Genomic DNA, 25737 nt, shown 5'->3' with positions numbered 1-25737 from the left:
AACATTAATGTAATATTAAGGGGTCGTTTTTTCGATATTTATCACGAAGAATTTTTACTCTTCATAGCTGTAAAAATATAGATAGTGAAAATTTCGGTCAATTGAGATAGCAGAAAGCTATCCCTTGACCGACCTCACTATCATCCCATTAAGAAGCTGTTATTAACGAAAAGAGGAGACGATATGGATGGCTGAATTAAAACAATCGATCACATTTAAACGTGGGTTAACTTTAAAAAATCGAATCGTGATGGCGCCAATGACGACGAGCATGAGTTTTTTCGACGGTGTAATCACGAGTGATGAATGTGCATACTATGCACTAAGATCAGGTGAAGTTGGTGCTGTGATTACCGGAGCGGCAAATGTTCAAGCGAACGGGAAGACATGGGAAGGTCAACTGGGTGTTTATCATGATCGTCATATTACGGGCTTGTCTAAGTTAGCTGGCTCAATTAAGCAAAATGGTACGAGAGCCATTTTACAAATTTTCCATGGAGGACGTATGACGAATTCAAAAATCCTGCGTGGTGTTCAACCTGTGTCTGCAAGTGCAGTTGCTGCTGAAAGATCAGCTGCTGAGATACCAAGAGAGTTATTGCCTGATGAAATACTTGCGTTAATCGATGATTTTAAACAAGCAACGATTCGGGCGTTAAAAGCTGGATTTGATGGTGTTGAAATCCACGGCGCAAATACGTATTTAATTCAACAATTTTTTTCACCACATTCGAATCGTCGGACAGATGAGTGGGGCGGTAGTAGAGAAAAACGTTTTAAATTGATCAATGATTTAGTTGATGCGGTCACAAGTGCGGTTGATCAATCAGGTAAAAAAGATTTTATTGTCGGTTATCGTTTTTCGCCTGAGGAATTTGAAACACCTGGAATTAGCCTGGATGATACGTTATATTTAATTGATCAATTAGCTGATAAGCCTCTTGATTATCTCCATATTTCAATCAATGATTATCAGCGGATCTCTGTTAGTGAGGTTTATCAAGAAAAACCGATGATCAATTACATTTATCAAGCAATCAATGGACGTGTACCGTTTATCGGTGTTGGTGATATTCGTTCCAAACAACAAGCGGACGAAGTGTTAACAACAGCTGATCTAGTCGCGCTTGGTCGAGCATTATTGATCGAACCACATTGGGTCGATAAAGTTTTTGACAAAAAAACTGAATTAATCAGAACAGAGATAAACAAATATGATCGTGAGGAGTTGTTACTCGGCAATGGCGTCTGGTCATTCATGGAAGGATTGATGCCGGAGCGCTTGATCGAATAATCCTTTGATTGAGTCCCCGTCTAAGGTTATTTAGACGGGGAGCTGAGTATTTATGATTAAAGCTGCGAAAAAAACAAAAATACGTTATCTTAATCGCTCATCATAATTTGTTTTTTCACGTTCATAGTCAAAATCCTCACCCAGTTCGACACCATAATTGACACTTCGAGGATTGATTGGTTGATCACGTTCGGTTTCTTCGAGTGGATCAAATAAAAATGATAAACAGATGATTCCACTGATTCCGACTAAAGTATAAATAAGACGTGATAAACCAGTCGTTTGGCCGCCAAAAATAGCCGCAACTAAATCAAACTGGAACAAACCAATTAATCCCCAGTTGATGGCTCCGATAATGACTAATGTTAAAGCAATGCGTTTGAGCGTTTGCATAGAGATGTTCACCTCCTCATCTGGATCCAAAATAGGATCAACTTTATCTTTTGCTCTAATGAAAATTTCATACAATCAATATGTGGAAGTGTCGAAAAGGAGTGGAAAAAGGCATAAAAAAACACCACGTGATGTGGTGTTTGAAATAATTAGCAACTGACTTTTGTCATTTCAAATGTTGATTTAACGGGATGGTAGAGAATGATTGTAATCACAATATTTCCGATTGCATGGTACGTATCAAAAGGAATTCCTGCGAGATAATATGCCCAAAAATTCCCGAAGATAATATAATCAAAAATCGACATAATAAAACCATGAAAGTAACCAGCTAATCCCCCGATCACAGCTAATAAATAAATAAAATATTTTTTATCTTTAAACCGGTAAAAGCAACCGGCAATTAGGGCGATTAATGAAAAGGAAATAATCTGTGGAAATGTCCACGTCCCAAATCCTAAATACAAATTGCTGACAATGATACTAATCGTTGCAAGAATAACGCCGTTGGAGCGTCCCATTAGCACAGCGGTGATAATGATTAATGTTGTCAAAGGCTGAACATTAGGGATGAAAGTCATGTAGATTCTGCCAATTACAGCAATGCTGACGAGCATCGATAGCATCGTAATTCTACGGACGGTTAGTGTTTTGCTTTTACTCCCAGCTATGGAAATCAAACTCGATCACATCGCCGTCTTCGATGATGTAGTCATCTGCACCACTCATGGCATGTTCACCGTTAATCGTGTAAAACCAGGCATAAGGCTCGCCATCTTCTGGCTCAATCCCATTTATTGCTGAAATAAATCCTTCATTATTAACGACGTCAAAGTTTTCTTCCATTACTTCCATTAAATTTTTTCCTGATTCAATGGCTAATGCTTCTGTAGCAATAATGTCTTCACCATTTTCAACAGAAATGATAATTTCAACTTGAACCTCGGCTTGTTCTGTTGCTGAGTTGTTCGAATCAACGTCAGCTGAATCACAACCAAATAAGACACCAACTGTGAGGATCATCGCGAATAAGAATTTGACTAACTTCATGCTCATACATCTCCTAAAAAAGTCTTTTTTATAGATGGTGCCATTTGACTGACACCATCTACGAATCATGATTATTTATCTAACTGGACAAGCTCCTGTTGTACAGCCGTCGTTACCAATGTCTGCATCTTCGAGATTATCGGATACTTCATATTGCTTCAATAACTCGGCAGAGAATGGAATCATTTTTGCTTTCAGATCTTCATACTCTTCTTTTGTAATTGCTTCGTATGGTGTAAGCTGATACGTTCCACCATCATGTGCTAAGAATGACACCCCAACAAAGTTATCCCATCCTTGTTGAACTCTTTCCGCTGCACGCTCCCACTCATCAGGCTTAACTGTGATCGTATTCGACGTGTTATGCTCCGTGTAGTGATTTTGGAAGCTGAAGTAGTTATCGAATTGCTCATCAACAGAAATGTCATCTTTTGTTTTATCAGCTCCAGAAGCAACTGGGAAATCAATCACAAGTGTTTTTGCATTTGCTAAACGTTCTTCGTGTGTATTGCCTTCTGTGCCAACTTCTGGATTTACCGTCCAGCCTAAGTCTAGGGCAACTTTTGCTAATGGATCAGATTCATTAACTCGAATGCGTCGGATATAGTATGGAGAGTGTGACCAGTGTAATCCACTTGAAACAGGTGAATCTGTAATTGGGTTACGCGCAACTTGACTTAACGTACCCTCTGGTTTAACTGCTGTAACTAATAACGGTGCATTAATTCGTAATTCTTTCGCATATTTGTCTGCTTCACTACGGGATGCATGGTGAAGCTTTCTTTGTAATTCTTCTTCTTGCTCTTCAGTGTAACCAAGTAGTGAAACTGCATCCTTCCAACCGGTTAATGATGTACCGAGTAGACGATCCCGTTTTTGTACTCTGTCCCAATTTTCTAGCTCGAGATTTGCAAGGGTCATTCTTAAGCCGATTCGAGCAGAGTCTCTTTGAGCTTGCAGGAGACCAGCTTCGTCTAATTCACCATTTTCATTAACAAATGCAGTGACGTTAACTGTTGTTAAGTTACACACGTTTTTACTAAATAAAATGATTTCAACACATGGATTAAGTCCGATTTCTTCCATGATGTATTCAAGTCTATTTCGTGTTGGATTCGTATCACCAAGTTGTTTTAACACGCGTCTTGCAGCTTCTTCAAGGTTAACAAATGCCGGCTCACCTTCACCTTTTAATAATTCAAATTGTAGGTCTAGGCGTTCTTTTTCCGGTTCTTTTGTGAAAGCAACTGAGTTATTACTCATTCGGCGGTGGTCAATATTTAGTCGTGGTTCACGCACCGGATACATGTGGTAGCCACCAACTTCTTTCGCAAAAGCTATCGCAGCTTCTTCATCATCAAAATATTTCATATTTTTACCGTCAGCATAAGAGACAGCGTGTTGTTTAATTGAAAGGTCTTCAAACCATTTTGGCAGTTTAATACCATTTTTGATTAATGATGTTTTCACAACTTCATGTTGATCGAAGTGTTCCTGTGTCCAGAACCCGTTAATGCCATACTTAGCAAGTAAAACTTCAATATCATCTGAGTCCGATAAGAAAATTTCTGCGGTACGTCTAACCAAGTACCTTTATTGTTCAAGTGAGTTCGCTAATACCCACCCCGTATCTTAAGATACTGCTCATAGTCACCTATGAGATCAGACTATATCTTCATCACTTCTAAAGTGAGTTCCCCGTTTCCACTACCAATCGCTTGTAGTGTACGTCTTTCGACTAGTCGTTACACGTTTTGAGAAAGTTCAATAATTGTTCCTGTGTATATGTCATTTTTAGATTTCTTTTTGTAAGTAAGTATGCCTGATTCTTGTAAAAGCAATGCCAAATTTCATTTCACAGCCTTTGGAATGCATATAATCAATAATTCCATCTGTGTAAATCATTTTGTAACATTTACTATTGTGGTGTTTTAAACCTCTCAACCCATACATTGGGTTATCTTTACCTCTAAACCCATTTCCATACATTGGATTATCCTTACCTTTCTGTCCACCTTTACCAACTCTCGACTGGGATATTTTTTTCTTTGTTGCTTCAGTGTGTTTCTTTCCAGTCATATGGTTGTTTTTACCTGTGAATTTGTGTTTAGAAAAGTAATTCTCTTCGCCATGTTTAATTCTCTTGTGAATCGGGTTTAGTTTACCGGTTGAAAAACCTGTTCCACCGTTAGTGAAATTACATTTAGCTTTTCCTTTTGCTTTCCAGTAAGCAATTCTCTCTGATTCTAACCGACAAGCTTCATTGTTAGTAAGATATGAGTGAACCACCCTGACGGAACAATCATATTTATTAAATATATTGTTAAACCATCTGTTTCTGTTGTGCGTCTCAAATCTTCTCTTGCCAGTACCTTTACCTACATAAAAAACTTCTAGAGTATCATTTATGAACCATTCATATACATAGAACATTAACGAACACCTCCATATGCTATAAATACATTATAATGCATATTTCTGCTGTCCACTAATATTATTTATTTTCTCAACTTCGCTCGGTATTGTCTTATGCCACTAAGAGTTTCACCGAATTAGAGGAATGTTTTTTAAAGTTGGAGGCATTAGACTGTTTACCACCAACAACAACGTTTGCGCCAATTAAGTTTGCCATATCTAAAATATGAATCGGTCGAACTTGACCAAAACCATCTTCATCCGTTTCGATCGGGTCTAAACTATCATCAATTTCATTCTTAAGTACTTTTGAAAAGCCCTCGAACATTTCCTTCAATGGCTCATGTCCTGATGCCGTTCCACCAAATGTTTTTAACCTTTCACCTTTTGGTCGAACTGAGTTATAACTAAATTTAATCGTATGGATATGCTTAAACTCAGCTTTTGTTAGTACATCTAAATATAATTCTAATGACTCTACCCAACCTTCTTTCGAGTCACCGATATAAATTTTCGCAAAACCATTACCAATTTCAACAAGTTTAGAATGCTCTAAGCGCTCTTCCGGTCGAACTGGTCGATATTGTGAGTGGAGTACTTCCACGTTCGTTCTAATTTTAGGCATTCTTCTTGCCATTTTTAGTGTTGATTTAATCCCAATACCTGTTCCAACTAATAATAAGTAGAATACTTCAGATAAGTCCTTCCAATCTTTCACGTTTGTAAATGAACAGTTAAAATTACCGAGAGTGAATTTTTCGTTGATCACATCGTTCCCACCACCTAGCCATAATGTCCGGCCGGAAGGGAATTGTTTCGTGTTGTAAATACTTAAGAAAATGCGTTCTGCTTCTTGTTGAAGTGCTCGGTAGTCTGGCTCGAGTCCAATTTTAATTAAATGGTCGCTTGCTAAAGTCATGTTATAGTTGACTGCGCGTTGAACTGTTTCGTGCCAATACTCTCGTCTACCTCTTGTTGCTTTCCATCTAGAATAGGTTCTAGTATAGACAAAGCTACCAACTTCAGTTAGAGGGTTTGGATTCTTGTTTACCTCTTTTTCGATAAAACCATCGGTAACGTATTCAATTAACATAAGACCTCTCCTTTACATATTTCCATAGTAGATGTAAACGCTGTATTATACTTAATATACTATTAAGTATAATACATGATCACTCATTAAAAATCAACATATGGAAATGATAAAAAATATAAAATACTACATATTGATATTATAACAATTAAGCATGAGTTTCAATCATAGCAGATTAACTAGCAGAATTCTATAATTTTGCCTGATAATTATTTAGAAATTAAAGGAGATGATTCTAAAGTCGGGGAAAAGTAAGCGAGGTGCTGATTATATTATAGCTGATATTTTCGAATAAAGTGAGATAACTTGAAGAAATGTGTTAAAATTTAAGCAAATGAAAAATCTTAAAATAACTGAGTTAGAACAGCTGATTTAGAAAGGAGTTTTTTTATGTTGTTAGGAGCAATTGAAGCAGGTGGAACTAAATTTGTGTTAGCAGTCGGTAATCAAGAGGGTGATATATTAGATAAATTGACGATTCCAACAGAACGTCCGGATCAAACCATTCCAAAAATTGTTGCTTATTTTAAGGATAAAGGGATTAAAAAACTTGGTTTAGGTGCATTTGGACCGATCGATTTGAATCAAAAAAGTCCAACGTATGGTCAGCTTCAAAAGACGCCAAAAACGGCTTGGGTTGATTACCCTTTAGGTGCGGTTTTGCAAGAAAAACTTTCGGTACCTGTTGTGATTGATACAGATGTGAATGTTGCGGCAATGTCTGAAGCGAAATTTGGCAATGCAACGGATGTTGATTCTTGCTTATATATTACGGTAGGTACGGGGATTGGTGGCGGCTTTTATTACCGAGGGCAAACGTTAAATGGTTTGTCACATCCTGAAATCGGGCATATTAAAGTGCCACGACATCCTGATGACCGTTATCAAGGAACGTGTCCGTCACATGGTGATTGTTTAGAAGGTCTTGCAGCTGGACCAGCGATTGAAAAACGTTGGGGCAGAAAGGGTGATCAGTTGGTCGATGTTGCTGAGGTTTGGGAAATGGAGGCCTTTTATTTAGCGCAAGCCCTAATGACGTTTATTTATGTACTCTCACCTGAACGGATTATTTTAGGTGGTGGGGTGATGAAGCAGAAACAACTTTTCCCATTGATCCGTAAGTATGTCCTTGAAATGTTAAATGGCTATGTGAGCTCACCTTACTTAACAGCTGATCAAATTGATCAATATATTGTTGCGCCGGGGTTAACAGATGAAGCGGGAATCAAAGGGGCACTGTATTTGGTAATGGATTGATCGAATCATTTAGTCACGGTTATTTTTTATAAATAACTCAACTTTCGCAGGTTAAAATGTGCAAGTAAACCTTGATGTGGTAGGGGAGACAAGTTGTTCAATGTCCATATTGACTTTACTTGTACACATAGGAAATAGAATTACTGTTCCTTAGTTCGAGCGTTTATTCGTTCCGAAAAGCAACGGGTTCGCTTTTCGCAGGGATGGCTTCGGGCGCACAGGATGTGGGTCAGTTAGACGTTGCCACACGGACGTGGCGAACTTAGTCTAACATTCCAAAAATATCAAAAGTGGATCTTCAGCTCATCCTATTCCTGCAGAAGTCTCACCCGTTGCTTATCTCCACTTAGGTTGGCTGTTCTTACTAAAAAAGATAAGTTCATATAGCAGTAAAACACGCTTATTTACAGATGATATTTTGATGCTATACGTAAATAAGAAAGTCAAATCAAGTGATCGGAACGCGTCCACCCAGAGTGCAGATCACGGGTCTAGCACCAACACAATTAAACGTGTTTTATCCCCTGATTAAGTCATTAAGTCAAGTACTATACTGAAAAGGAATGCCGCTCTTAATTGATTTAAGTATAGGCTAAAAATATAACTACGAAAGTTGAGTAAATAAGAACAAAGGAGATGTCTAATTCATGAGTTTAACAACGACAAGAACGCTAAGCAATGGAGTAGAAATACCTGTTATCGGATTAGGAGTTTTTAAAATTGATGATGGTGAGTCAGTTTATGATGCTGTAATTTCCGCACTTGAGATCGGCTATCGTCACATTGACACCGCCTCGACTTACAAAAATGAAGAAGGTGTTGGACGAGCGATTGCGGATAGCGGTATCCCTCGAGAAGAAATTTTTGTTACAACAAAAGTGTGGAATGATGAACAGGGCTATGAGGAGACATTAGCCGCTTTTGACCGGAGTTTAAAACGATTAAATCTGGATTATGTGGATCTCTATCTTGTCCACTGGCCGATTCCTGGTATGTATAAGGACACGTGGAAGGCGCTCGAAAAAATTTACCGTGATAAACGGGTGCGTGCAATTGGTGTCAGTAATTTTCACCCACATCATTTAGATGATTTAATGAAAGATGCAACGATTAAACCGATGATTAACCAAATTGAATTGCATCCACAGCTTTCCCAAGTTGAAGTGAGGAACTATTGCAAGGAGCACGGTATTGCGGTTGAGGCATGGTCACCGATTGGTAAGGCAACTTATCTTGATCATCCTGTGCTCCAAGAGTTAGCTCAGAAATATCATAAGACAGCTGCACAAATTATGATTCGTTGGGATTATCAAAATGATATTATTACAATCCCTAAATCCGTTCATTCGGATCGACAAAAGGAAAATGCTGATATTTTTGACTTTGAATTATCTCATGAAGATATGGAGAAAATCGAGCGCTTAAATTGTGGCAATCGTTTGGGAACGGATCCTGATACAGTTAGCTTAGATTCATTTTAAAACCGCCCCTGATTATCGAATGAGGTAATCAGGGGTATTTTTTGACTAAGTCTATTTACCTATTGTTAACGTTAAATTTACAATTCGTTAACTAAAACTTCATCTTCCTTTGCTAGTCTACTAATAAGGAAATGTGATTGCTTTTCACGATTATTTTTGAACACTACTGTTAGGTAGTGCTTTTTTTGTTAAGGGGGACTGGGAAAGATGAAGAAAAAGAACTGGAACCGATTTAATTTAAGCCGTCTATCCATTGCATGGAAATACGGTCTAATTTTAATTGTGATTTTTATCTTGTTAATTACAGCAACAACCTTAGTCTCAAGAGCAATTCATCAAACAAATCAAGATATGGAGATCCTTAATCGGGATTCTGATCGTGCACTTCTGGTTAATGAATTAAATGACCTGATTCAGTCAAAAGCGTTATCTGTGATGGGATACGCTCAGTTCGGAAGTCAAAATTACATAGATGATGTTGATGCGAAGGACCATGAGATTGTTGAGCAGATTGACAAATTGACTGGACAAATGACGAGTGAACAGCAAACTGCTCATTTAACTACAATCACGTCGTTAAATGAGCAATTGACTGAAATGCTTTATCAGGAATTTATGACGGTTAGTGGCAATCGGGAATTTGTGATGCGACTACATAGTAATCGATATATTCAATTAACAGAAGAGACGATTTCTCAGTTAGAAAATTTACGCGATTTAATTGTAGCGGATCGGGATCTTGCACTTGAAAATGCTAATCAGAGCCAAGTTTTTGCGCAACTCATTTTATTAGTTAGTATGTTTGTTGCGATTGTGATTGCTGTTGTTTTAGTCTTGATTATTAGTCGCCACGTTTCTAACCGACTACAAAAAGTCGTTAGAGCAAGTGAGCGAATTGCAACGGGTGATCTAACTGAAACAAGCAATCATTTGCAAGGAAATGATGAGATTGGTCGACTCAATCAAACGATTAACCAAATGCGTTTACAATTAAGACAGATGACTGAGTCGATTAAACAAACGTCTGGTGTTGTTGATCGTCAAAGTGAGCAGTTAAATCAATCGGCAGAAGACGTTAAGTCAGGTACACAACAGATCGCTGCCACAATGGAAGAGGTTGCTTCAGGGTCAGAAACACAGGCAACTGTTGCTTATCAGCTAGCTAACATGATGACTACTTTTGTTGAAAAAATTGCTGATATCGATCAGACTAATGAAACGATTCAGGGCTCGCTAACGAGTGTGCAAGCGGAAACAGATCAGGGACAATTTTTCATGAAAAAATCCGTTGAACAAATGAATGTGATTGATCAAATTGTGCAAAATGTCATCGTTCAATTGGAAGGACTTGATCGTCAAGCGACACAAATTACGAAGCTGATTTCTGTCATTAGAGATATTTCGGAACAGACGAATTTATTGGCGTTAAATGCGTCGATTGAAGCAGCCCGTGCTGGAGAGCATGGTTTAGGTTTTAACGTAGTGGCGAATGAGGTACGTAAATTGGCTGAAGAGGTGAATGATTCGGTCAGTGAGATTACGGCGATTGTTCAGGATAATCAGACGGAGACGAAGGCTGTTTCATTGGCGCTGAAGCAAAGTTATGATGAAGTGCGTCAGGGAACGGAAGATATTAAATTAACTGGTGTTCACTTTAATGCGATTGAACAAGCAATTGGAACGATGACAGACAATGTGAAGTCGGTCATTTCTAATTTAGCAATTCTCAGTCGAGATTCTGGCTCTGTCAATCAGGCTGTTCAAGAAATTGCCTCAATATCACAACAGTCAGCAGCGGGCGTTGAAGAAACGACGTCATCAGTTGAACAAACATCGAGTACGATGGAGCAAATCGCAAGTAGGGCACAAACATTATTTGAATCGAGCCAAGCTCTCAGTAATTTTGTTGAGCAGTTTAAAATATGATTGAATCAAATGGTAAACAGCTCTAATCTTAAAGTTACGAAACAAAATGAAATTGGTTTGCATCAATTGGAGACCAATTTCATTTTTATTTTGAAAAAAATTGATTAAGTAATGTTCAGCTTGACTAGACTAGTAGTGAAAAAAATACATGAGTGAAGGGAGTGATCTTCTTGAAACGAGCAGTCAAATGGTTGTTCATCTGCGCACTGGCACTGATGTTTTTAAGCGGCTGTCAGCTTACAGGTGATCGTGAAGGTGATACAGAATTAGAGCAAGAAGCTGTTGAAGTAGGTGCAACTGTAGATGACGTTGTCGTCACGCTTATTAATCAAGAGGGTATGCAAGTTGCAACAGCTACTCTGAGCGAGCAAAAAACTGGTGGTGTGAAGATTAAATTAGTGGGTGATAACCTACCGCCTGGTGTGCATGGTTTTCATATTCACGATCGTGGCGCTTGTGTGCCACCAGATTTTGAATCAGCAGGATCCCACTATAATCCGACAAATAGTAAACACGGTTTTGACCATCCAGAAGGGCCACACGCTGGTGATCTTGAAAATATAACAGTAACAGAAGATGGCACGGTCTCTGTGGAAGTAGAGGCTCCGCTAGTCACGCTAAATCCTGATGGTCAAAATACATTATTTACTGATGAAGGAACATCATTAGTGATTCATGCCGATCCAGATGACTATATCTCACAGCCAGCAGGAAATGCAGGTGCACGCATTGCATGTGGTGTGATTGGCGAGTAGTGAAAATTACAAATAAAAAGCAGATTTGATTACCAAATCTGCTTTTTTTTAGGGCTGTTTGCTTTCTTCTAATTGAACTGTTCGAACCACTTCTTTTGAGCCAAAAGCGAATCTTCTTGCAAGTGGGCTTGGCTCATTTGTAATTAATCGTTCCGTTGAGAAGTAGGTTGGAACTAAGATAAGAACGGCACTAATCCAAGCAAGTGGGTTCGACATGATTGCTCCACTGAAACCGAATAACTTAGAGAGAATAATTGCACCAAAAATACGAGCAACTAGCTCCATTGCACCAGCAAGTGTTGGTGCAAAACTATTGCCAAGCCCTTGTAATGCCAATCTAAGGACGAACACGAGAGCTAAGAATGAATAAAATGGAGCTTGAATTCTAAAAAACTGCTCTGCTAAGCTTAATACAGCCTCATTATTTCCATCGACAAACATTGTCGCCAACGTTCGTCCGAAGAACCAGAGAATGAGGCCAATGGATACGCTATACACTAAAGTAATTTTTACAATTGCTCGAACCCCTTGTTTGATTCGATCAAATTTGCCAGCTCCAAAGTTTTGAGCAACATAAGTTGAGATTGCAACACCAATTGTTTGAAGAGGCATCGTTAGGAGCTGATCAATTTTTGATGAGGCAGTGTAAGCTGCAACAGATACAGCGCCTAGTCGGTTTAATGTAATTTGAACGGCAATCGTTCCAAAGGCAATAATTGAATATTGGAAACCGAATGGAAGTCCGATGCGCAAGTGTTCTTTATACTCAGCCCAATCTAATGTCCAATCTTTTTTATAAATTCTCAAAATCGGCACACGTCGTTTAATATAGACTAAACAAAGAATCGTTGCGACAATTTGTGAAATCACTGTTGCATAACCCGCACCTTCAACATTCATATTAAAGACTAAAATGAATGTATAGTCTAAGATCACGTTTAAAATTGATGCAATAATTAAGAAGATTAATGGTGTTCGGCTATCGCCAATCGCTCTCAATATGTTAGAAAGGTAATTGAACACCACCGTGATACCAATACCACCGAAGATCACGACTAAATAGTCATATGCTTGATCAATAATTTCAGGTGGTGTTTGCATTAATTCTAAAATTTCTCTTGTGTTTGTTGTTGCAAAATAAGTTAATATTGCGCTAGCAATGATAATAATAATTAAACTAGAACCAAGACTTCTTCTCAAGCCATCAATGTCTTTTCGCCCAAATCGTTGGGCGGTAATAACAGATAATCCAGCGGTAATACCAATTGCAAGACCAAGTATTAAAAAGTTTACACTTCCGGTTGATCCGACGGCCGCTAAGGCATTCATACCGAGTGTTTGACTTACAATTAGTGTATCTGCCATATTATAAAATTGTTGAAAGACGTTTCCAATCAACATAGGAAAAGCAAAAAACAAAATTAATTTTAAAGGATTTCCTGACGTCATATCTTTACCCATAATTACACCTCACTGTTTAAAATAGAATGTTTTGTATTTATCATGATAAAAAGATGATCTTGGGGTAAACCAAGATCATCTTAACGCTCATTGATTTAAATAACCCCACTATAGATAGTTTAATCAGATTTGATTTATCTAAGTGGGGGTTACAGCTCGTAGCCGTTATTAAGTTATAAAAATTCATTTACCTTAAATGATTGATTATGTAATCTTATCGGTTAACTTGATTCGATTACTCTTCAGTTTCAGGTATTTGTTTAATAATTTGTACTTTTTCGATCGTCCTCCCGTTAACATTTAATACTTTAAATGTTAACTCATCAACCTCGATCACTTCATTTTTTTTCGGTATATTATTTAATGTTTTTAGTAAATAAGCGGCCAGTACATCGTCTTCTTCGGGAATATCTGTACCAAAAATAGAATTTAAGTGGTGGAGTGTGATTTTTCCATCGCAGATAATTTCTGTTTCTGTTAATTTTTCAATTAACAAACCACTTTCTAAGTCGGTTTCATCTTCAATCTCAAGACCAATCATCGTCTCAATAATATCCTCGTGAGTGATGATTCCTTCAGTTCCACCATACTCATCGAGTACAATCGCCATATGTTTCTTCTCTTTAGTCATTTGCCTAAACACCCGCTGAATTGAGTGAAATTCATAAGCAATTAGAGGTTCTGTATCAATGACCTCTACTAGTGGCTTTTCAGGGATGAGGGACCAATGAATAAAGTCTTTCGCATGAAGCACCCCGATAATATTATCAATACCTTCATCGTAAACTGGATATCTAGAGAAAGGGTTTTGTAATATAACTTCTTTTACGTCGTTATAATCTGATGTGTTAGGAATAGCAACAATTTCAATTCTTGGTGTTTTTAAGACATCTTTAATATTCAGATTATGAAAGTCTAGCACACCCTTAATTCGGTTTGACTCATCCCGTTCTAGCATTCCTTCTGCATCTGCAATATCAATTATCGCACGTAATTCTTCTTTAGACACAGAGATATTCTCAGGTGTATTTTTTGATAAAACTTTTGTGATGAAACTTGTCAGTTTATTAATCAAAAACGTAATTGGCTTCAAGATGAAAAGAATCACATTGATAAAGGGAAAAACGGCATATGAAATTTTTTCAGGAAAAGCAGCTGCAATAGATTTCGGAATAATCTCAGCAGTAAGGATGATCACAACAGTTAGAATTGCAGTTGCAATCCCAACGCTATAGCCTTGCTCAATTGCGATTGTAGTTACTAGAGCAGGCAGAATAATATTAGCAATGTTATTTCCAATTAGAATCCCCGTAATAAACTCGTTTGGACGAGAAACTAAATGGAGCAACTTTTCCGATTTTTTATCGCCATTCTTAATCTTAGACTGCAATTTGATTCGATTTGTTGACGTAAGAGCTGTTTCGCTTCCAGAAAAGAAAAAAGAAGCGAATAATAAAAAGATGATCGCAATGATCACGAAAACTTCCTCCTTATTGTTGCCAATAAAATATAGTTAATTATTTTTATTATACACTAACGAATTCGAATAGGGAACTATTATAGTTAATTTAAGGTGAATTTATTAGTTATTTATATGAACAAATAAACAGATAAAAAACATCTCAGCATGAAACTTTCATACTGAGATGTGATCTTGTTTTAGTGAATTTCTAGATAATCAATATAGGCGTCCCAAGTACCGTCATCGGCGGTAACAATTAATTCAACTTCTTGATTACCAGTTCCATGATAGACGTTATCAATCGTGTAAACTGCTGGATATTGATCGCCGAAGTAGAATGTCCCGAGTGTTTGACCACCAATCTTTAAATCTACACGAGCCATATTACTATTATTCGACGCGCCTCTTAATGAAAAACGATGATTGTTACTTGCAAAATACTGATTGAATTTAACAGAATCGTTGTTAGCATATAAGGCGACACCACTAAATGGTGAGCTAATTGTTCCTGCATATGTGCCTGATAGTGTCATTGATTCAGCTTCAATTCGTGTGACTTGCCCGTTTCCGTGATCACCGCCACCACCATTTCCACCGCCACCAATATTTAAGTTGTTTTGATAGACGTCGGCAGAACCACTGCTCTGGTAGCCTTCGATTGTTAAAGCCACTTCATACATTTTGCCCATTGGCATGCCATGGCTTTCCCAAGCATTAAAGTGATCGCTGACAGAAATCGTTCCTTCTGTCCGTTTATTTCTTCTAACGCTCCAGTATTGTTGGAATGTTGTATTGCCAATGATTGATGGTTGGTTAACCCGTGTTGTTTCATAAATATCGTATGTGTCACCATCGACATAGACTGTTCCTTTTGCATTTGCTCCAGGTGGTCTCCAGTTCCCCCAACTGTCGACGATATAATATTCAACAAGTGGATCAACTGTCCAGCCATAAACTGTTAAATAAGAGTTTCCTTGTGGCTGATAATTAACACCAAAGTCAATTGACATGTTACCGATCTGTTGGTGTGTCTGTGTTTCATCAAATTTCTTTCCTTTACGGAATAAGATGTTGTTAACGTTGCTCCAATTTGCACTAAAACTTCCACCACTATTAAGAGTCATACTTCCAGAACCACCAGCGTCTTTCCAAAATTCATAGTCATAGCCATCATGAGTACCAATTTCATTACTTGTAATTGCAGCATATACAGTTACTGCTGATATTCCTAGCACTAGAAAAGCCAAAATACCGACAAACAATGATCTTTTGATTCGTTTCAAATGGTCTTCCTCCTCATTTTTTTGGGTTTTGATCAGATGCTTCTGTAAGTAGTCAATTAATAGCTTTTTTAAACAAGTTCACCTCCAATTATTTTGTAAACGTTTCCAATGACTACTCAATTCAACTGTAACTTATTTTTAAGTTTAAAAAAGTAAAAAAACCGGAAAAAACACTTATGAATTAAAGAGAAAACCTTAAAAAGTAAATAAGTGGTAGTATGGTGATAGCCTAAAAGTATGATTTTGTCTGATTGATACAATAGTTTGTAAATAATAAAAGGACTTGAATTGTAGCAGAAACTATGTAAAGATAGATGACAAGACAGATGAATAGTTAAGGGCGTGACTAATTATTGTGAATCAAATAAAACTTAAAAGAATGCTGGAAAACTTTTTTCTTGAAGACTTAGGGGAAGGTGATCAAACGACAAATTTTATTATCCCTAAACAAAAGGAAGGCCAATTAGTACTGATGGCAAAAGAGGCAGGTGTTTTCTCTGGGGTTGATATTATCAAGATTGGTTTCCTTCTACTAAATAAATCAATTGATATTCATTTAAATGTATCAGATGGTGCACAAGTAAAACAGGGAGATATTCTGGCGGTAGTTAAAGGAAGTGTTCTCGATCTACTAAAAGGAGAACGGGTTATCTTAAATTTAATCCAGCGTATGAGTGGGGTAGCAACATTAACTAATCAAGCAGTTCAAGAGTTGAATTGTTCAGAAACTAGAATTTGTGATACGAGAAAAACAACACCAGGCTTAAGAATGTTAGAAAAATATGCGGTTCGCTGTGGCGGTGGATTTAATCATCGTTTCGGTTTATATGACGGTGTGATGATTAAAGATAATCATATTGAATGGGCAGGCTCAATTAAACAAGCGGTTGAGCAGGTGAGAAAACGGGCAGGTCATATGATTAAAATTGAGGTAGAAACTGAAACGATGGCACAGGTTATTGAGGCTGTCGAGGCACAGGTAGATGTCATTATGTTTGATAATTGTCACCCAGACCAGATTAGGCAATTTATTAAACTAGTTCCAAATGGGATTGTGACAGAAGCATCAGGGGGGATTCTGTTAAGTGATCTAGCTTCTTATCGTGACACAGGTGTTGATTATATTTCTCTTGGGTTTTTAACCCACTCGTATCAGTCGTTGGACATTAGCGCAAATCTATTAATCGATTAATAAGGGGGAGTTTCAATCATGATTGTAACCGATAAAAAGAGCTCTATTGTAGAACAAATAAATGAGTTAAAGAAAAAAAGAAATGCAATACTTTTAGCACATAATTATCAGATTCCTGAAATTCAGGATATTGCTGATGTGTTAGGTGACTCTTTAGCGCTTGCCAGAGCTGCACTAAATACACAAGCTGATGTGATTGTTTTTTGTGGTGTTCATTTTATGGCAGAGACTGCAGCGATTTTAAATCCAGAAAAAACTGTCTTACTACCTGATTTAGAGGCAGGTTGCTCACTCGCTGATTCAATCACTGCTGAACAGCTTCGTGAGTGGAAAAAGGACCACCCAGATGCAGTTGTTGTTTCGTACGTTAATACATCTGCAGAGGTGAAGGCGGAAAGTGATTATTGTTGCACATCGTCTAATGCTGTGGCAATCGTTAACTCAATTCCAGAAGATCAAGAGATTTTATTTTTGCCAGATATGTTTTTAGGTGAATTTGTAAAAAGAGAAACGGGTCGGGAAAATATTCATATATGGCTAGGGGAATGTCATGTTCATGCTGGAATTAGACCGGATCAAGTTGCTGATACTTTTACAAATTATGATCAAGCAGATCTGCTTATTCATCCAGAATGCGGATGTTCAACACCTAGTATGTATTTAAAATCTGAAGGTATCCTACCTAAAGATAAGACACATATTTTATCAACGGGTCAAATGTTAGACTACTCAAAAAAATCAAATGCTGAGCAGTTTATCGTTGCAACGGAAGTAGGCATTATTCATCAAATGGAAAAACAAAACCCTAATAAACAATTTATTGCAGCTAATCCCGAGGCTGTCTGTCCATTCATGAAAATGATTACCCTAGAGAAAGTTTTAAACTCATTAAGAAATAATACACATGTCATTTCTGTACCGGAAAAGACAGCTAATAAAGCAAAATGTGCAATTGACCGAATGATTGCAATTGGATAATTCACTAGATACCACTTTAATTGTTTTCAATTAAAGTGGCTTTTTTTAACGATCTTCTTCAAAATCCACTTTTCAATTAATTTTTCCAGTATAATAAAGGAAATGACAAAAGGTTGGGGCTGATTAAATGTTTAAAAATCAAGTTAAAATAATTTCGGTAATAGCAATTGCTTTATTTGGTTTCTTCTTATTTAGTCAAGACTTAGAAGCGAATTCGATGTCATCAATAGATTATTCAATTGAATTACAATCTGATGGTTCAGGAATCGTGACAGAGACGAGACAAATGCATTTAACGGAAGGAACTGAAGTTTACCTCGTCTTTAGTGATTTAGAAGGTTCAGAAATAACGGATGTTCATGTCAGTGATTTTGGTGAGTCATTTACTTATCAAGATCAATGGGATATTCATGCGAGTCGAGAAGAGAAGATTGGAAAATATGGTTTAATCTCAACAGATGAAGGGTATGAGTTAACTTGGGGCATTGGTGAATATGGTGACCATGAATTTACCATTAGTTACACACTTAGTGGAATGGTTCGACAGCTTGAAGATGGTCAAAGCCTACTGTGGCGTTTTTTTAATGGACGTAACAATGTTCCGCCAGAAGAAGTGACGATCACAATTAGTGGTGCTGTGCCATTTGATCAAGAGCAAACAAAGATTTGGAGCTTTGGTTATGATGGTGAAGTATATTTAGAAGATGGCCAGTTAATCGGTTGGTCTAATCAAGCCCTAACTGAGCGTGACTACATCACAATATTTATGCAGTTTTTAGATCAGCCTTTTAGCCCTGCGCTTACTTGGGGTGAAACGATAGCTGAACAAGAAGCGAAAGCGATGGAAAGTAGTAATTACCTGGATCAAGGAAGGTCAGATAGTGATCAGATTGCAATGTATTTGGGTATTGTTATTGCAGGTCTTGCGATCATAACCGCATTTTTTAGTGGTTTCTATGTTACAAGACGTAGGAAAGCAATTGAAGCAGCTGATCCACTCATAACTGGATCTAAAAGAGAACTACTTAACGAAGGGAAAACTTATCACCAAATACCTTATCCGGTAGAAGACATAGCGGATGTTGCATATTTCCTTCAGGAGCAAGGAAAAGGTGAACTAGAAGCCTATTTTAATGGATTTTTATTAAAGTGGCTCAGAGATGGTCAGATTACTCAAATTAAAGATCACTCGAATCAAGAGGAGATCATCAAGTTAAATGTACGGACATTGGGTGATGAGTCAACTTTAGAAGCTCAATTCTATCAGATGCTCTTATCAGCAGCTGATCGACATGGTGAGGTAGATGCTAAACAATTAACGAGTTGGGCAGAGGAAAATTATGATCAGATTACTGAAATTGAAGCAAGTTTACCGTACGAATCGAAGCAATTTTTGCTTAAAGAAAATTATTTAAATGAAGAAGAGGTATACTTTTTAGGTAATTTTAGAGCAAAAGCGCTGAAGGCGACGTTCAAAGGCGAGGAGTTATATAACCGACTTGTGCAATTTGAAAACTACTTAAATGAACTGCTTTTATTGGATGAGTTTGAGCTTAAGCAACTCAGCCTATCTGAGGACGTTATCATTTGGGCGAGTTTATTTAATTTAGTCGAGCCGATTGCGGAACAAATAGAAGCAATTGATCAAATCGATTTCACCAATCATCATTTTACCTTTACGAATATATATTGGTTAAGTCTCTATTCAAGTGGATTTTCTTCTGGCTATGATCGTGCTGTCACAAGCCACCAACGTTCATCAGGTGGAGGTGGAACGACGAGTTTCGGTGGTGGAGGAGGTTCTTTTGGCGGTGGTGGTGGCGGTGTACGCTAGATATTAACCAAGGGACCCTATCGATTGATTGTGATAAAAAGCATAGATTTATTTTTTGATAAAGGGAATAATAAAGGTGTTATTGTCGAGAGAAAGTGTGTGCTTAGTTTTTATACTGGTATGATTGGTATTTAAATGTTACTATAGAAAACATAATGATCACTTTTATTCTAAGATTTCAGATGCAGTTATTCCATCTAAGAAAGAAGGAGAAACGAAGATGAAAATAGGAATACCAAAGGAAGTTAAAGCAAACGAAAGCCGAGTGGCGATTACTGAAACTGGTGCAGAGTTACTAGTGCAACAGGGTCATGATGTCTATATAGAAGCGGGAGCAGGGATTGTAGCAGACATCACAGATGAACAATATATTGAAGCTGGAGCCACTATTTTAGAAAATGCAGAAGATGTTTGGGCTGCAGACATGATCATGAAAGTTAAAGAACCGCAAGAAAGTGAGTTCAAATATTTTAGAGAAGGGCTAATCATTTTTGCCTATTTTCATTTGGCAAATGAGCCGGCACTGGCCGAAGCGATGGTGAAAGCAGGGGTCACAGCTGTTGCTTATGAAACAATGGTTGGACCAAACGATGATTTACCATTATTAATGCCGATGAGTGCAATTGCTGGACGAATTTCTGTTCAAATTGCTTCATTCTATTTACAAAGTCCTCAAGGTGGTAAAGGTAAGTTAATTGGAGGCGTCCCAGGTGTTAAAAACGGAAAAGTCGTCATTATCGGTGGCGGCATTTCTGGACAAAATGCCTTGCAGATTGCACTGGGGTTAGGTGCGCACGTCACAATTTTAGATGTTAAACCGGAAGTATTGCAACAAATTGAAGAAGTATATGGAAATAGCATTATTACATTGATGTCGAATGAAGTGAATATCGCTGATTCGATTAAAAATGCTGATATTGTTGTTGGTGCTGTATTAATTCCAGGATCAAAAGCACCTACTCTAGTGACTGAAGAAATGGTTAAAACGATGGAACCAGGATCAGTCATTGTCGATATTGCTGTTGATCAAGGCGGTATTTTTGAGACGGAGGATCGAACGACAACGCATGAAGATCCAATTTATACGAAGCATGGTGTCATTCATTATGCTGTCCCTAATATGCCGGGTGCTGTACCGAAGACGTCAACTACTGCGTTGACGAATGTGACTGTTCCACATGCGATTGAAATCGCGAACAATGGTGTGGTTGCCGCTGCTGAGAATAGTAACATGGTTTACACTGGTGTAAACACTTATGGTGGTTATGTCACAAATAAAGGTGTGGCAGAAGCGCTCAATATGGAATACAGAGATTTTGCCAAACTTGTTTCAAAATAAGGACTCAAAAACCGCATGAAAGGTTCATGCGGTTTTTGTTATGGTTAATTTTCTTCTGCTTTATGACCGAAAAGTTCTGGGATCATAGTAAATCCGTCAATAATCGTTTCCTCTTCAACTTCAATCATTAAGTAGCGTTTTCCGCTAAAGTGGATCTGTCTGACATAATGCAAATCCTCAGGGCTGACTGCAATGTTCGCAACTTTCGTGTTAATTTTAATCGATTTTGTATTATATTTAGGCACGATATTTTTTGCTTTCAATTCATACTGAGTATCGTCAATCACATTGCTAAAAGCTGTTGCTAGTTTTTCCGAATTGACATCCTCAATGCCACTATGCTTTAAAATACTCTCGACATCTTTATAGTCCAATCTTGCCGCATCTTCCTCGTCCTCTTCAACGACACGATTAACTTCTTGATAGATATTTGCGAGTGTTCCTGTGTTTAATTCATGTCCAATCGCATCTCGAACGACTTCTTCAAAAATAATTTTGTCTTCTTTGGCAGTAATCGACTCTTCTGCATTAAGTACATCTTCAATAAAAGCTTCATCTGGTTCGTTTGCCTTTGGTGCAGAATAAAGGATTCGATTCACATCTGCCGCATTATCAGTAAAAGATGGAAATAAAAATCCGCCAATTGGTTTTTGGAGATTAATGACAGGGTCAACAATTAAGTTATACTTAAATTGCTTTTCAATGTAATCAAAATGCAATTCTTTCTTTGGCTCCTGGGTTTGGTTCATACTTGATAAAATAAATGTGTGTGAATGGAGTTTGTTATAGCGGCTCTCCTCATCTTCAGAACTCTCTCGTTTAACGGGTTTAGAATATGCTCCTTTAATAAAAGTGATCACGACATCCATTTCATATTGTTTAGTTAGAAGCATTTTTTCAACTAGACGAATCATTTGGGCTTTCCAATGATCTTGATCATCGGTGATCAGTGCTTCATGTAAAATCAATTGACTTGAATCTTCAACGTCTGATTGAAATTTAAGTTCAAATAATTTCTCATCAACCGTTCCTGTTAAAACTTTTCTGAAGTTTGTCAGGAAAAGTTCCTGTTCATCTGTACCTAGCATTTCAAATGGTTGGCTCTGTTGGTGATAAATTTCACTCGACTCTTTCATAATATAAACATTAAAAATCTCATCAATCGTTAATAATTCATTATTCTTTTTAAATTGTCTGCGAAGCTCAGCAATGTCTTTTTTGTTCATTTTATTCTCCCCCTACCTGATATGATGTTATCACATTTCACTTGGAATAAGGCAAGGAAATTTTTAATAAAAAAATCAATTATAATTGGCTGATGAAATATCAAGTATAAAATAAAAACATGAGCATCATCGCGATGCTCATGTTTTATTTTAGTTTCGTAGTAAGTAATCAAATGCTCCGAGTGCTGCTGTAGCGCCTGCACCCATTGAAACGATAATTTGTTTGTATGGTGTGTCTGTACAGTCACCGGCTGCGAAAATACCTGGAATATTTGTTTGACCACTCTTGTCGATTACAATTTCACCAATTTGGTTTTTCTCGACAGTGTCACCCAACCACTCTGTGTTAGGAGCAAGACCGATTTGAATGAATGCACCTTGTAATTCAACATGCTTCTCTTCATTTGTCTCACGATCAATATAAGAAATCCCTTTAACAGTTTCATCACCAGTAATTGCAGTTGTCTGTGCGTTTAAAATAACGTCGACATTTGGTAAACTACGTAAACGTTCTTGAAGCACTGCATCAGCTTTAAGCTCTGACATAAATTCAAATACAGTGACGTGATTAACAATACCGGCTAAGTCTAACGCTGACTCAATACCTGAGTTTCCGCCACCAACAACAGCAACGTGTTTACCTTCAAATAATGGTGCGTCACAGTGGGTACAGAAAGCAACACCTTTATTTTTGTATTCCTGTTCGCCTGGTACGCCAATGTTTCTCCAGCGAGCCCCAGTTGCAAGAATAATTGTTTTACTTTGTAGGACTGCTCCATTGTCAAGCTCAATATGGAATAGATCTTTCTTTTCAATGTGTTTTGCGCGAAGGCCTTTCATAACATCAATGTTATATTCATTTACATGCTCTTCAATTTCAGCCATCAATTTAGGTCCTTCAGTATACTTAGTTCCAATGAAGTTTTCGATTCCTAGAGTATCCATAACTTGACCGCCAAAGACGTCAGCCACAATACCTGTTCGAATTCCTTTACGCGCAGCATAAATTGCTGCACTCGCTCCACCAGGTCCTCCTCCAATCACGAGGACATCAAATGGGTCTTTTTCATTGAGTTCAGCAGGATCGATCCCGCTACCTAACTTATTAAGAATATCTTCAATTGTCATCCGGCCACTAGCCATGAATTCGCCGTTCATATAAACAGAAGGAACAGCTAGAATATTTTCACGCTCGACTTCTTCTTTGAAAGCAGAGCCTTCAACCATCGTATGTGAAATATTTGGATTGATGACACTCATTAAGTTTAATGCTTGCACAACATCTGGACAGTTTTGACAAGTTAAACTAACATATGTGACGAAGTTATATACCCCGTCAATCTTCTTGATTTGTTCGATTATATTTTCTTCAACTTTAGGTGCACGACCACTTACTTGTAAAAGTGCCAATACTAAAGATGTAAATTCATGGCCAAGTGGAATACCTGCAAAAGTAACTCCACTATCCGCCTCACCTTTACGATTGATACTAAAACTTGGTGTCCGCTCTAAAGTTGTTTCTTCAACAGAAATCATTGAAGACATGTCAGCAATTTCGTTAACAAGCTCAAGTGTTTCTTGAGAAACTTTATCGTCACCTGCGCTTACTTTGATGACGATATCGTTTTCTAATAGTTCTAGATATTGGGCAAGTTGTTGCTTTATCTCTTTATCTAACATAGTTATCAGACTCCTTAAATTTTACCAACAATATCTAGGCTTGGCTTAAGTGTTTCTCCGCCTTCTTCCCATTTAGCTGGGCATACTTCGCCTGGATTTTCACGTACATATTGTGCTGCTTTAATTTTATTAATTAAGATACTTGCATCACGGCCAATTCCGTCTGCGTTAATTTCAACTGCTTGGATCACACCATCAGGATCGATGATAAATGTTCCGCGATCAGCTAAGCCAGATTCTTCATTAAGAACATCGAATTGACGTGTAATAGTTTGTGATGGATCACCAATCATGATGTATTCGATTGAACTGATTGCTGGTGAATGCTCATGCCACGCCTTGTGAACAAAGTGAGTGTCAGTTGATACAGAGTAAACTTCAACACCTAATTTTTGTAGTTCTGCGTATTCCTTTTGAACATCTTCTAATTCAGTTGGACATACGAATGAGAAGTCAGCTGGATAAAAGACAACAATGCTCCATTTTCCTTTTAAATCTGCTTCTGTAACCTCAAAGAAATCCTTTCCATTTTGGAAAGCTTGTGCTGTAAATGGTTGTACTTCCTTACCAATAAGTGACATAATAATTTTCCTCCTTAGTATTTTGAATTATTGACTGAATTAACTTCTTAATAGAGAATGTTAATCAATAATAATTCTAATTCGATATCCATTATTATAAAGTATCTATTTTATAAGTCAAGTATAAAAATTTTAATTTAAATAACCTTTACAATCCTACTGTTGTATTGTTTCTAGTTACTGTTTTTCTATACTAGGATAAATCTTTTTTATAGAAATAACTGAATAAATTATCAATAATCTATGATATTTGATAATGTTTAATGAGAATAAGTGTTAGAATAACTAAGTTTCTATCCTTTGTTGTCTGCTTTTGTTAAACTTATAATTGATTAAAAATTGTTGCATGTTAAAGGAGTGAGTTTAGATGAGGACAGAGAAAGAATTAATGCTTGCTGGAGAAATGTATCATCCAGCTGATCCTGAATTGGTTAAAGATCGAATGAACGCTCGTCGCCTTGTGCGTTTATATAATCATACGACAGAAGCAGAGATGACTAAGAGAACTGAATTGCTTAAGGAGTTATTTGGATCGGTTAAAGGTGAGATTGGAATTGAGCCAACATTTCGTTGTGACTATGGCTATAACATTCATGTAGGTGAAAACTTTTTCGCTAATTTTGATTGTTGTATTTTAGATGTTTGTGAGGTTAATATTGGTGCGAATTGTATGATGGCGCCAGGTGTACACATTTATACAGCGACACATCCATTAGAGCCAACAGCAAGAAATTCAGGACGGGAATACGGTAAGCCTGTCACAATTGGTGATAACGTCTGGTTTGGTGGGCGTTCTGTTGTTAATCCAGGTGTAACGATCGGGAATAATGTCGTTGTTGCATCGGGTGCTGTTGTAACGAAAGATGTGCCAGATAATGTTGTCGTTGGTGGCAACCCAGCACGCATTATTAAAAAAATTGATCAGCTTTAAATGAAAAATCCCTAAGCAATCTAGCTTAGGGATTTTGTTGTGTGCCCAGCATGGGTGCAGACTCTAGGGTGAAAGTCCCGAACAGTGAAGGCAGTAGTAGCTGTAG

General features: G+C 37.5%; 21 protein-coding genes and 1 pseudogene. 10 read left to right on the top strand and 12 right to left on the bottom strand.

Annotation, left to right across the window (positions count from 1 at the left end):
- Positions 1-187: 187 nt before the first annotated feature.
- Positions 188-1294, top strand: a complete 1107-nt coding sequence (locus ABD814_RS03005) for an NADH-dependent flavin oxidoreductase (RefSeq protein ID WP_344910201.1) — start codon at positions 188-190, stop codon at positions 1292-1294.
- Positions 1295-1378: 84 nt separating this feature from the next.
- On the opposite strand, the gene ABD814_RS03000 is transcribed toward ABD814_RS03005, so the two are convergent.
- From ABD814_RS03000 to ABD814_RS02975, 6 genes and pseudogenes are all read right to left on the bottom strand, one after another.
- Positions 1379-1687: a DUF378 domain-containing protein gene (locus ABD814_RS03000; protein WP_344910199.1), complete on the bottom strand. Its 309-nt coding sequence runs from the start codon at positions 1685-1687 to the stop codon at positions 1379-1381.
- A 149-nt stretch (positions 1688-1836) separates the two neighbouring features.
- Positions 1837-2313, bottom strand: coding sequence for an ECF transporter S component (locus ABD814_RS02995; protein ID WP_486303627.1), 477 nt, complete (start codon positions 2311-2313; stop codon positions 1837-1839).
- Between the two features lie 31 nt (positions 2314-2344).
- The gene (locus tag ABD814_RS02990) at positions 2345-2737 is read right to left on the bottom strand and encodes a DUF4430 domain-containing protein (protein WP_344910195.1); all 393 of its coding nucleotides are present in this window, start codon (positions 2735-2737) and stop codon (positions 2345-2347) included.
- Positions 2738-2812: 75 nt separating this feature from the next.
- A pseudogene (locus ABD814_RS02985) lies at positions 2813-4309 on the bottom strand (glycyl radical enzyme family protein); the annotation flags it as partial.
- Positions 4310-4531: 222 nt separating this feature from the next.
- Entirely contained in the window at positions 4532-5170 is a 639-nt protein-coding gene (locus ABD814_RS02980; RefSeq protein ID WP_344910190.1) for an NUMOD3 domain-containing DNA-binding protein, read from the bottom strand.
- A gap of 94 nt (positions 5171-5264) precedes the next feature.
- Positions 5265-6245, bottom strand: a complete 981-nt coding sequence (locus ABD814_RS02975) for a glycyl radical enzyme family protein (RefSeq protein WP_344910188.1) — start codon at positions 6243-6245, stop codon at positions 5265-5267.
- Between the two features lie 390 nt (positions 6246-6635).
- On the opposite strand from ABD814_RS02975, the gene ABD814_RS02970 reads away from it, so the two are divergent.
- The 4 genes from ABD814_RS02970 to ABD814_RS02955 all read left to right on the top strand — a co-directional run bounded on the left by ABD814_RS02970 (position 6636) and on the right by ABD814_RS02955 (position 11664).
- Positions 6636-7502, top strand: a complete 867-nt coding sequence (locus ABD814_RS02970) for an ROK family protein (RefSeq protein WP_344910186.1) — start codon at positions 6636-6638, stop codon at positions 7500-7502.
- Positions 7503-8149: 647 nt separating this feature from the next.
- Positions 8150-8983, top strand: a complete 834-nt coding sequence (locus ABD814_RS02965) for an aldo/keto reductase (protein ID WP_344910185.1) — start codon at positions 8150-8152, stop codon at positions 8981-8983.
- Positions 8984-9190: 207 nt separating this feature from the next.
- Positions 9191-10909, top strand: a complete 1719-nt coding sequence (locus ABD814_RS02960; protein ID WP_344910183.1) for a methyl-accepting chemotaxis protein — start codon at positions 9191-9193, stop codon at positions 10907-10909.
- A 170-nt stretch (positions 10910-11079) separates the two neighbouring features.
- Entirely contained in the window at positions 11080-11664 is a 585-nt protein-coding gene (locus tag ABD814_RS02955; protein WP_425549048.1) for a superoxide dismutase family protein, read from the top strand.
- 48 nt (positions 11665-11712) lie between these two features.
- Here ABD814_RS02955 and ABD814_RS02950 read toward each other — a convergent pair whose 3' ends face one another.
- The 3 genes from ABD814_RS02950 to ABD814_RS02940 form a co-directional block, all read right to left on the bottom strand.
- Positions 11713-13125, bottom strand: a complete 1413-nt coding sequence (locus tag ABD814_RS02950) for an MATE family efflux transporter (RefSeq protein WP_344910181.1) — start codon at positions 13123-13125, stop codon at positions 11713-11715.
- Between the two features lie 235 nt (positions 13126-13360).
- Positions 13361-14602, bottom strand: coding sequence for a hemolysin family protein (locus ABD814_RS02945; RefSeq protein ID WP_344910179.1), 1242 nt, complete (start codon positions 14600-14602; stop codon positions 13361-13363).
- 182 nt (positions 14603-14784) lie between these two features.
- Positions 14785-15870, bottom strand: coding sequence for a glycoside hydrolase family 11 protein (locus ABD814_RS02940; protein ID WP_344910177.1), 1086 nt, complete (start codon positions 15868-15870; stop codon positions 14785-14787).
- Between the two features lie 355 nt (positions 15871-16225).
- On the opposite strand from ABD814_RS02940, the gene nadC reads away from it, so the two are divergent.
- The 4 genes from nadC (at position 16226) to ald (ending at position 21213) form a co-directional block, all read left to right on the top strand.
- On the top strand, positions 16226-17062 hold the full coding sequence (gene nadC, locus ABD814_RS02935) for a carboxylating nicotinate-nucleotide diphosphorylase (RefSeq protein WP_344910175.1): 837 nt from the start codon (positions 16226-16228) through the stop codon (positions 17060-17062).
- Between the two features lie 18 nt (positions 17063-17080).
- Positions 17081-18040 (top strand): quinolinate synthase NadA, encoded by a 960-nt coding sequence (gene nadA, locus ABD814_RS02930; protein WP_344910173.1) that lies wholly within the window; start codon positions 17081-17083, stop codon positions 18038-18040.
- A 127-nt stretch (positions 18041-18167) separates the two neighbouring features.
- Positions 18168-19874: a DUF2207 domain-containing protein gene (locus tag ABD814_RS02925; RefSeq protein ID WP_344910171.1), complete on the top strand. Its 1707-nt coding sequence runs from the start codon at positions 18168-18170 to the stop codon at positions 19872-19874.
- Positions 19875-20094: 220 nt separating this feature from the next.
- A complete protein-coding gene (gene ald, locus ABD814_RS02920) occupies positions 20095-21213 on the top strand; it encodes an alanine dehydrogenase (RefSeq protein ID WP_344910169.1) in 1119 nt (372 codons plus the stop codon).
- A gap of 44 nt (positions 21214-21257) precedes the next feature.
- Here ald and ABD814_RS02915 read toward each other — a convergent pair whose 3' ends face one another.
- The 3 genes from ABD814_RS02915 to ahpC form a co-directional block, all read right to left on the bottom strand.
- On the bottom strand, positions 21258-22439 hold the full coding sequence (locus tag ABD814_RS02915) for a DUF4317 domain-containing protein (protein ID WP_344910167.1): 1182 nt from the start codon (positions 22437-22439) through the stop codon (positions 21258-21260).
- Between the two features lie 150 nt (positions 22440-22589).
- Entirely contained in the window at positions 22590-24119 is a 1530-nt protein-coding gene (ahpF, locus tag ABD814_RS02910) for an alkyl hydroperoxide reductase subunit F (RefSeq protein ID WP_344910165.1), read from the bottom strand.
- A 14-nt stretch (positions 24120-24133) separates the two neighbouring features.
- Positions 24134-24700, bottom strand: a complete 567-nt coding sequence (gene ahpC / locus ABD814_RS02905) for an alkyl hydroperoxide reductase subunit C (protein ID WP_344910163.1) — start codon at positions 24698-24700, stop codon at positions 24134-24136.
- Between the two features lie 367 nt (positions 24701-25067).
- On the opposite strand from ahpC, the gene maa reads away from it, so the two are divergent.
- Positions 25068-25631: a maltose O-acetyltransferase gene (gene maa, locus ABD814_RS02900; protein ID WP_344910161.1), complete on the top strand. Its 564-nt coding sequence runs from the start codon at positions 25068-25070 to the stop codon at positions 25629-25631.
- Positions 25632-25737: the final 106 nt, after the last annotated feature.

Source organism: Amphibacillus indicireducens, from assembly GCF_039539605.1.
GTDB lineage: Bacteria > Bacillota > Bacilli > Bacillales > Amphibacillaceae > Amphibacillus > Amphibacillus indicireducens.
Note: the sequence above shows the minus strand (reverse complement) of the source record. Positions and strands in the feature narration are given on the sequence as shown.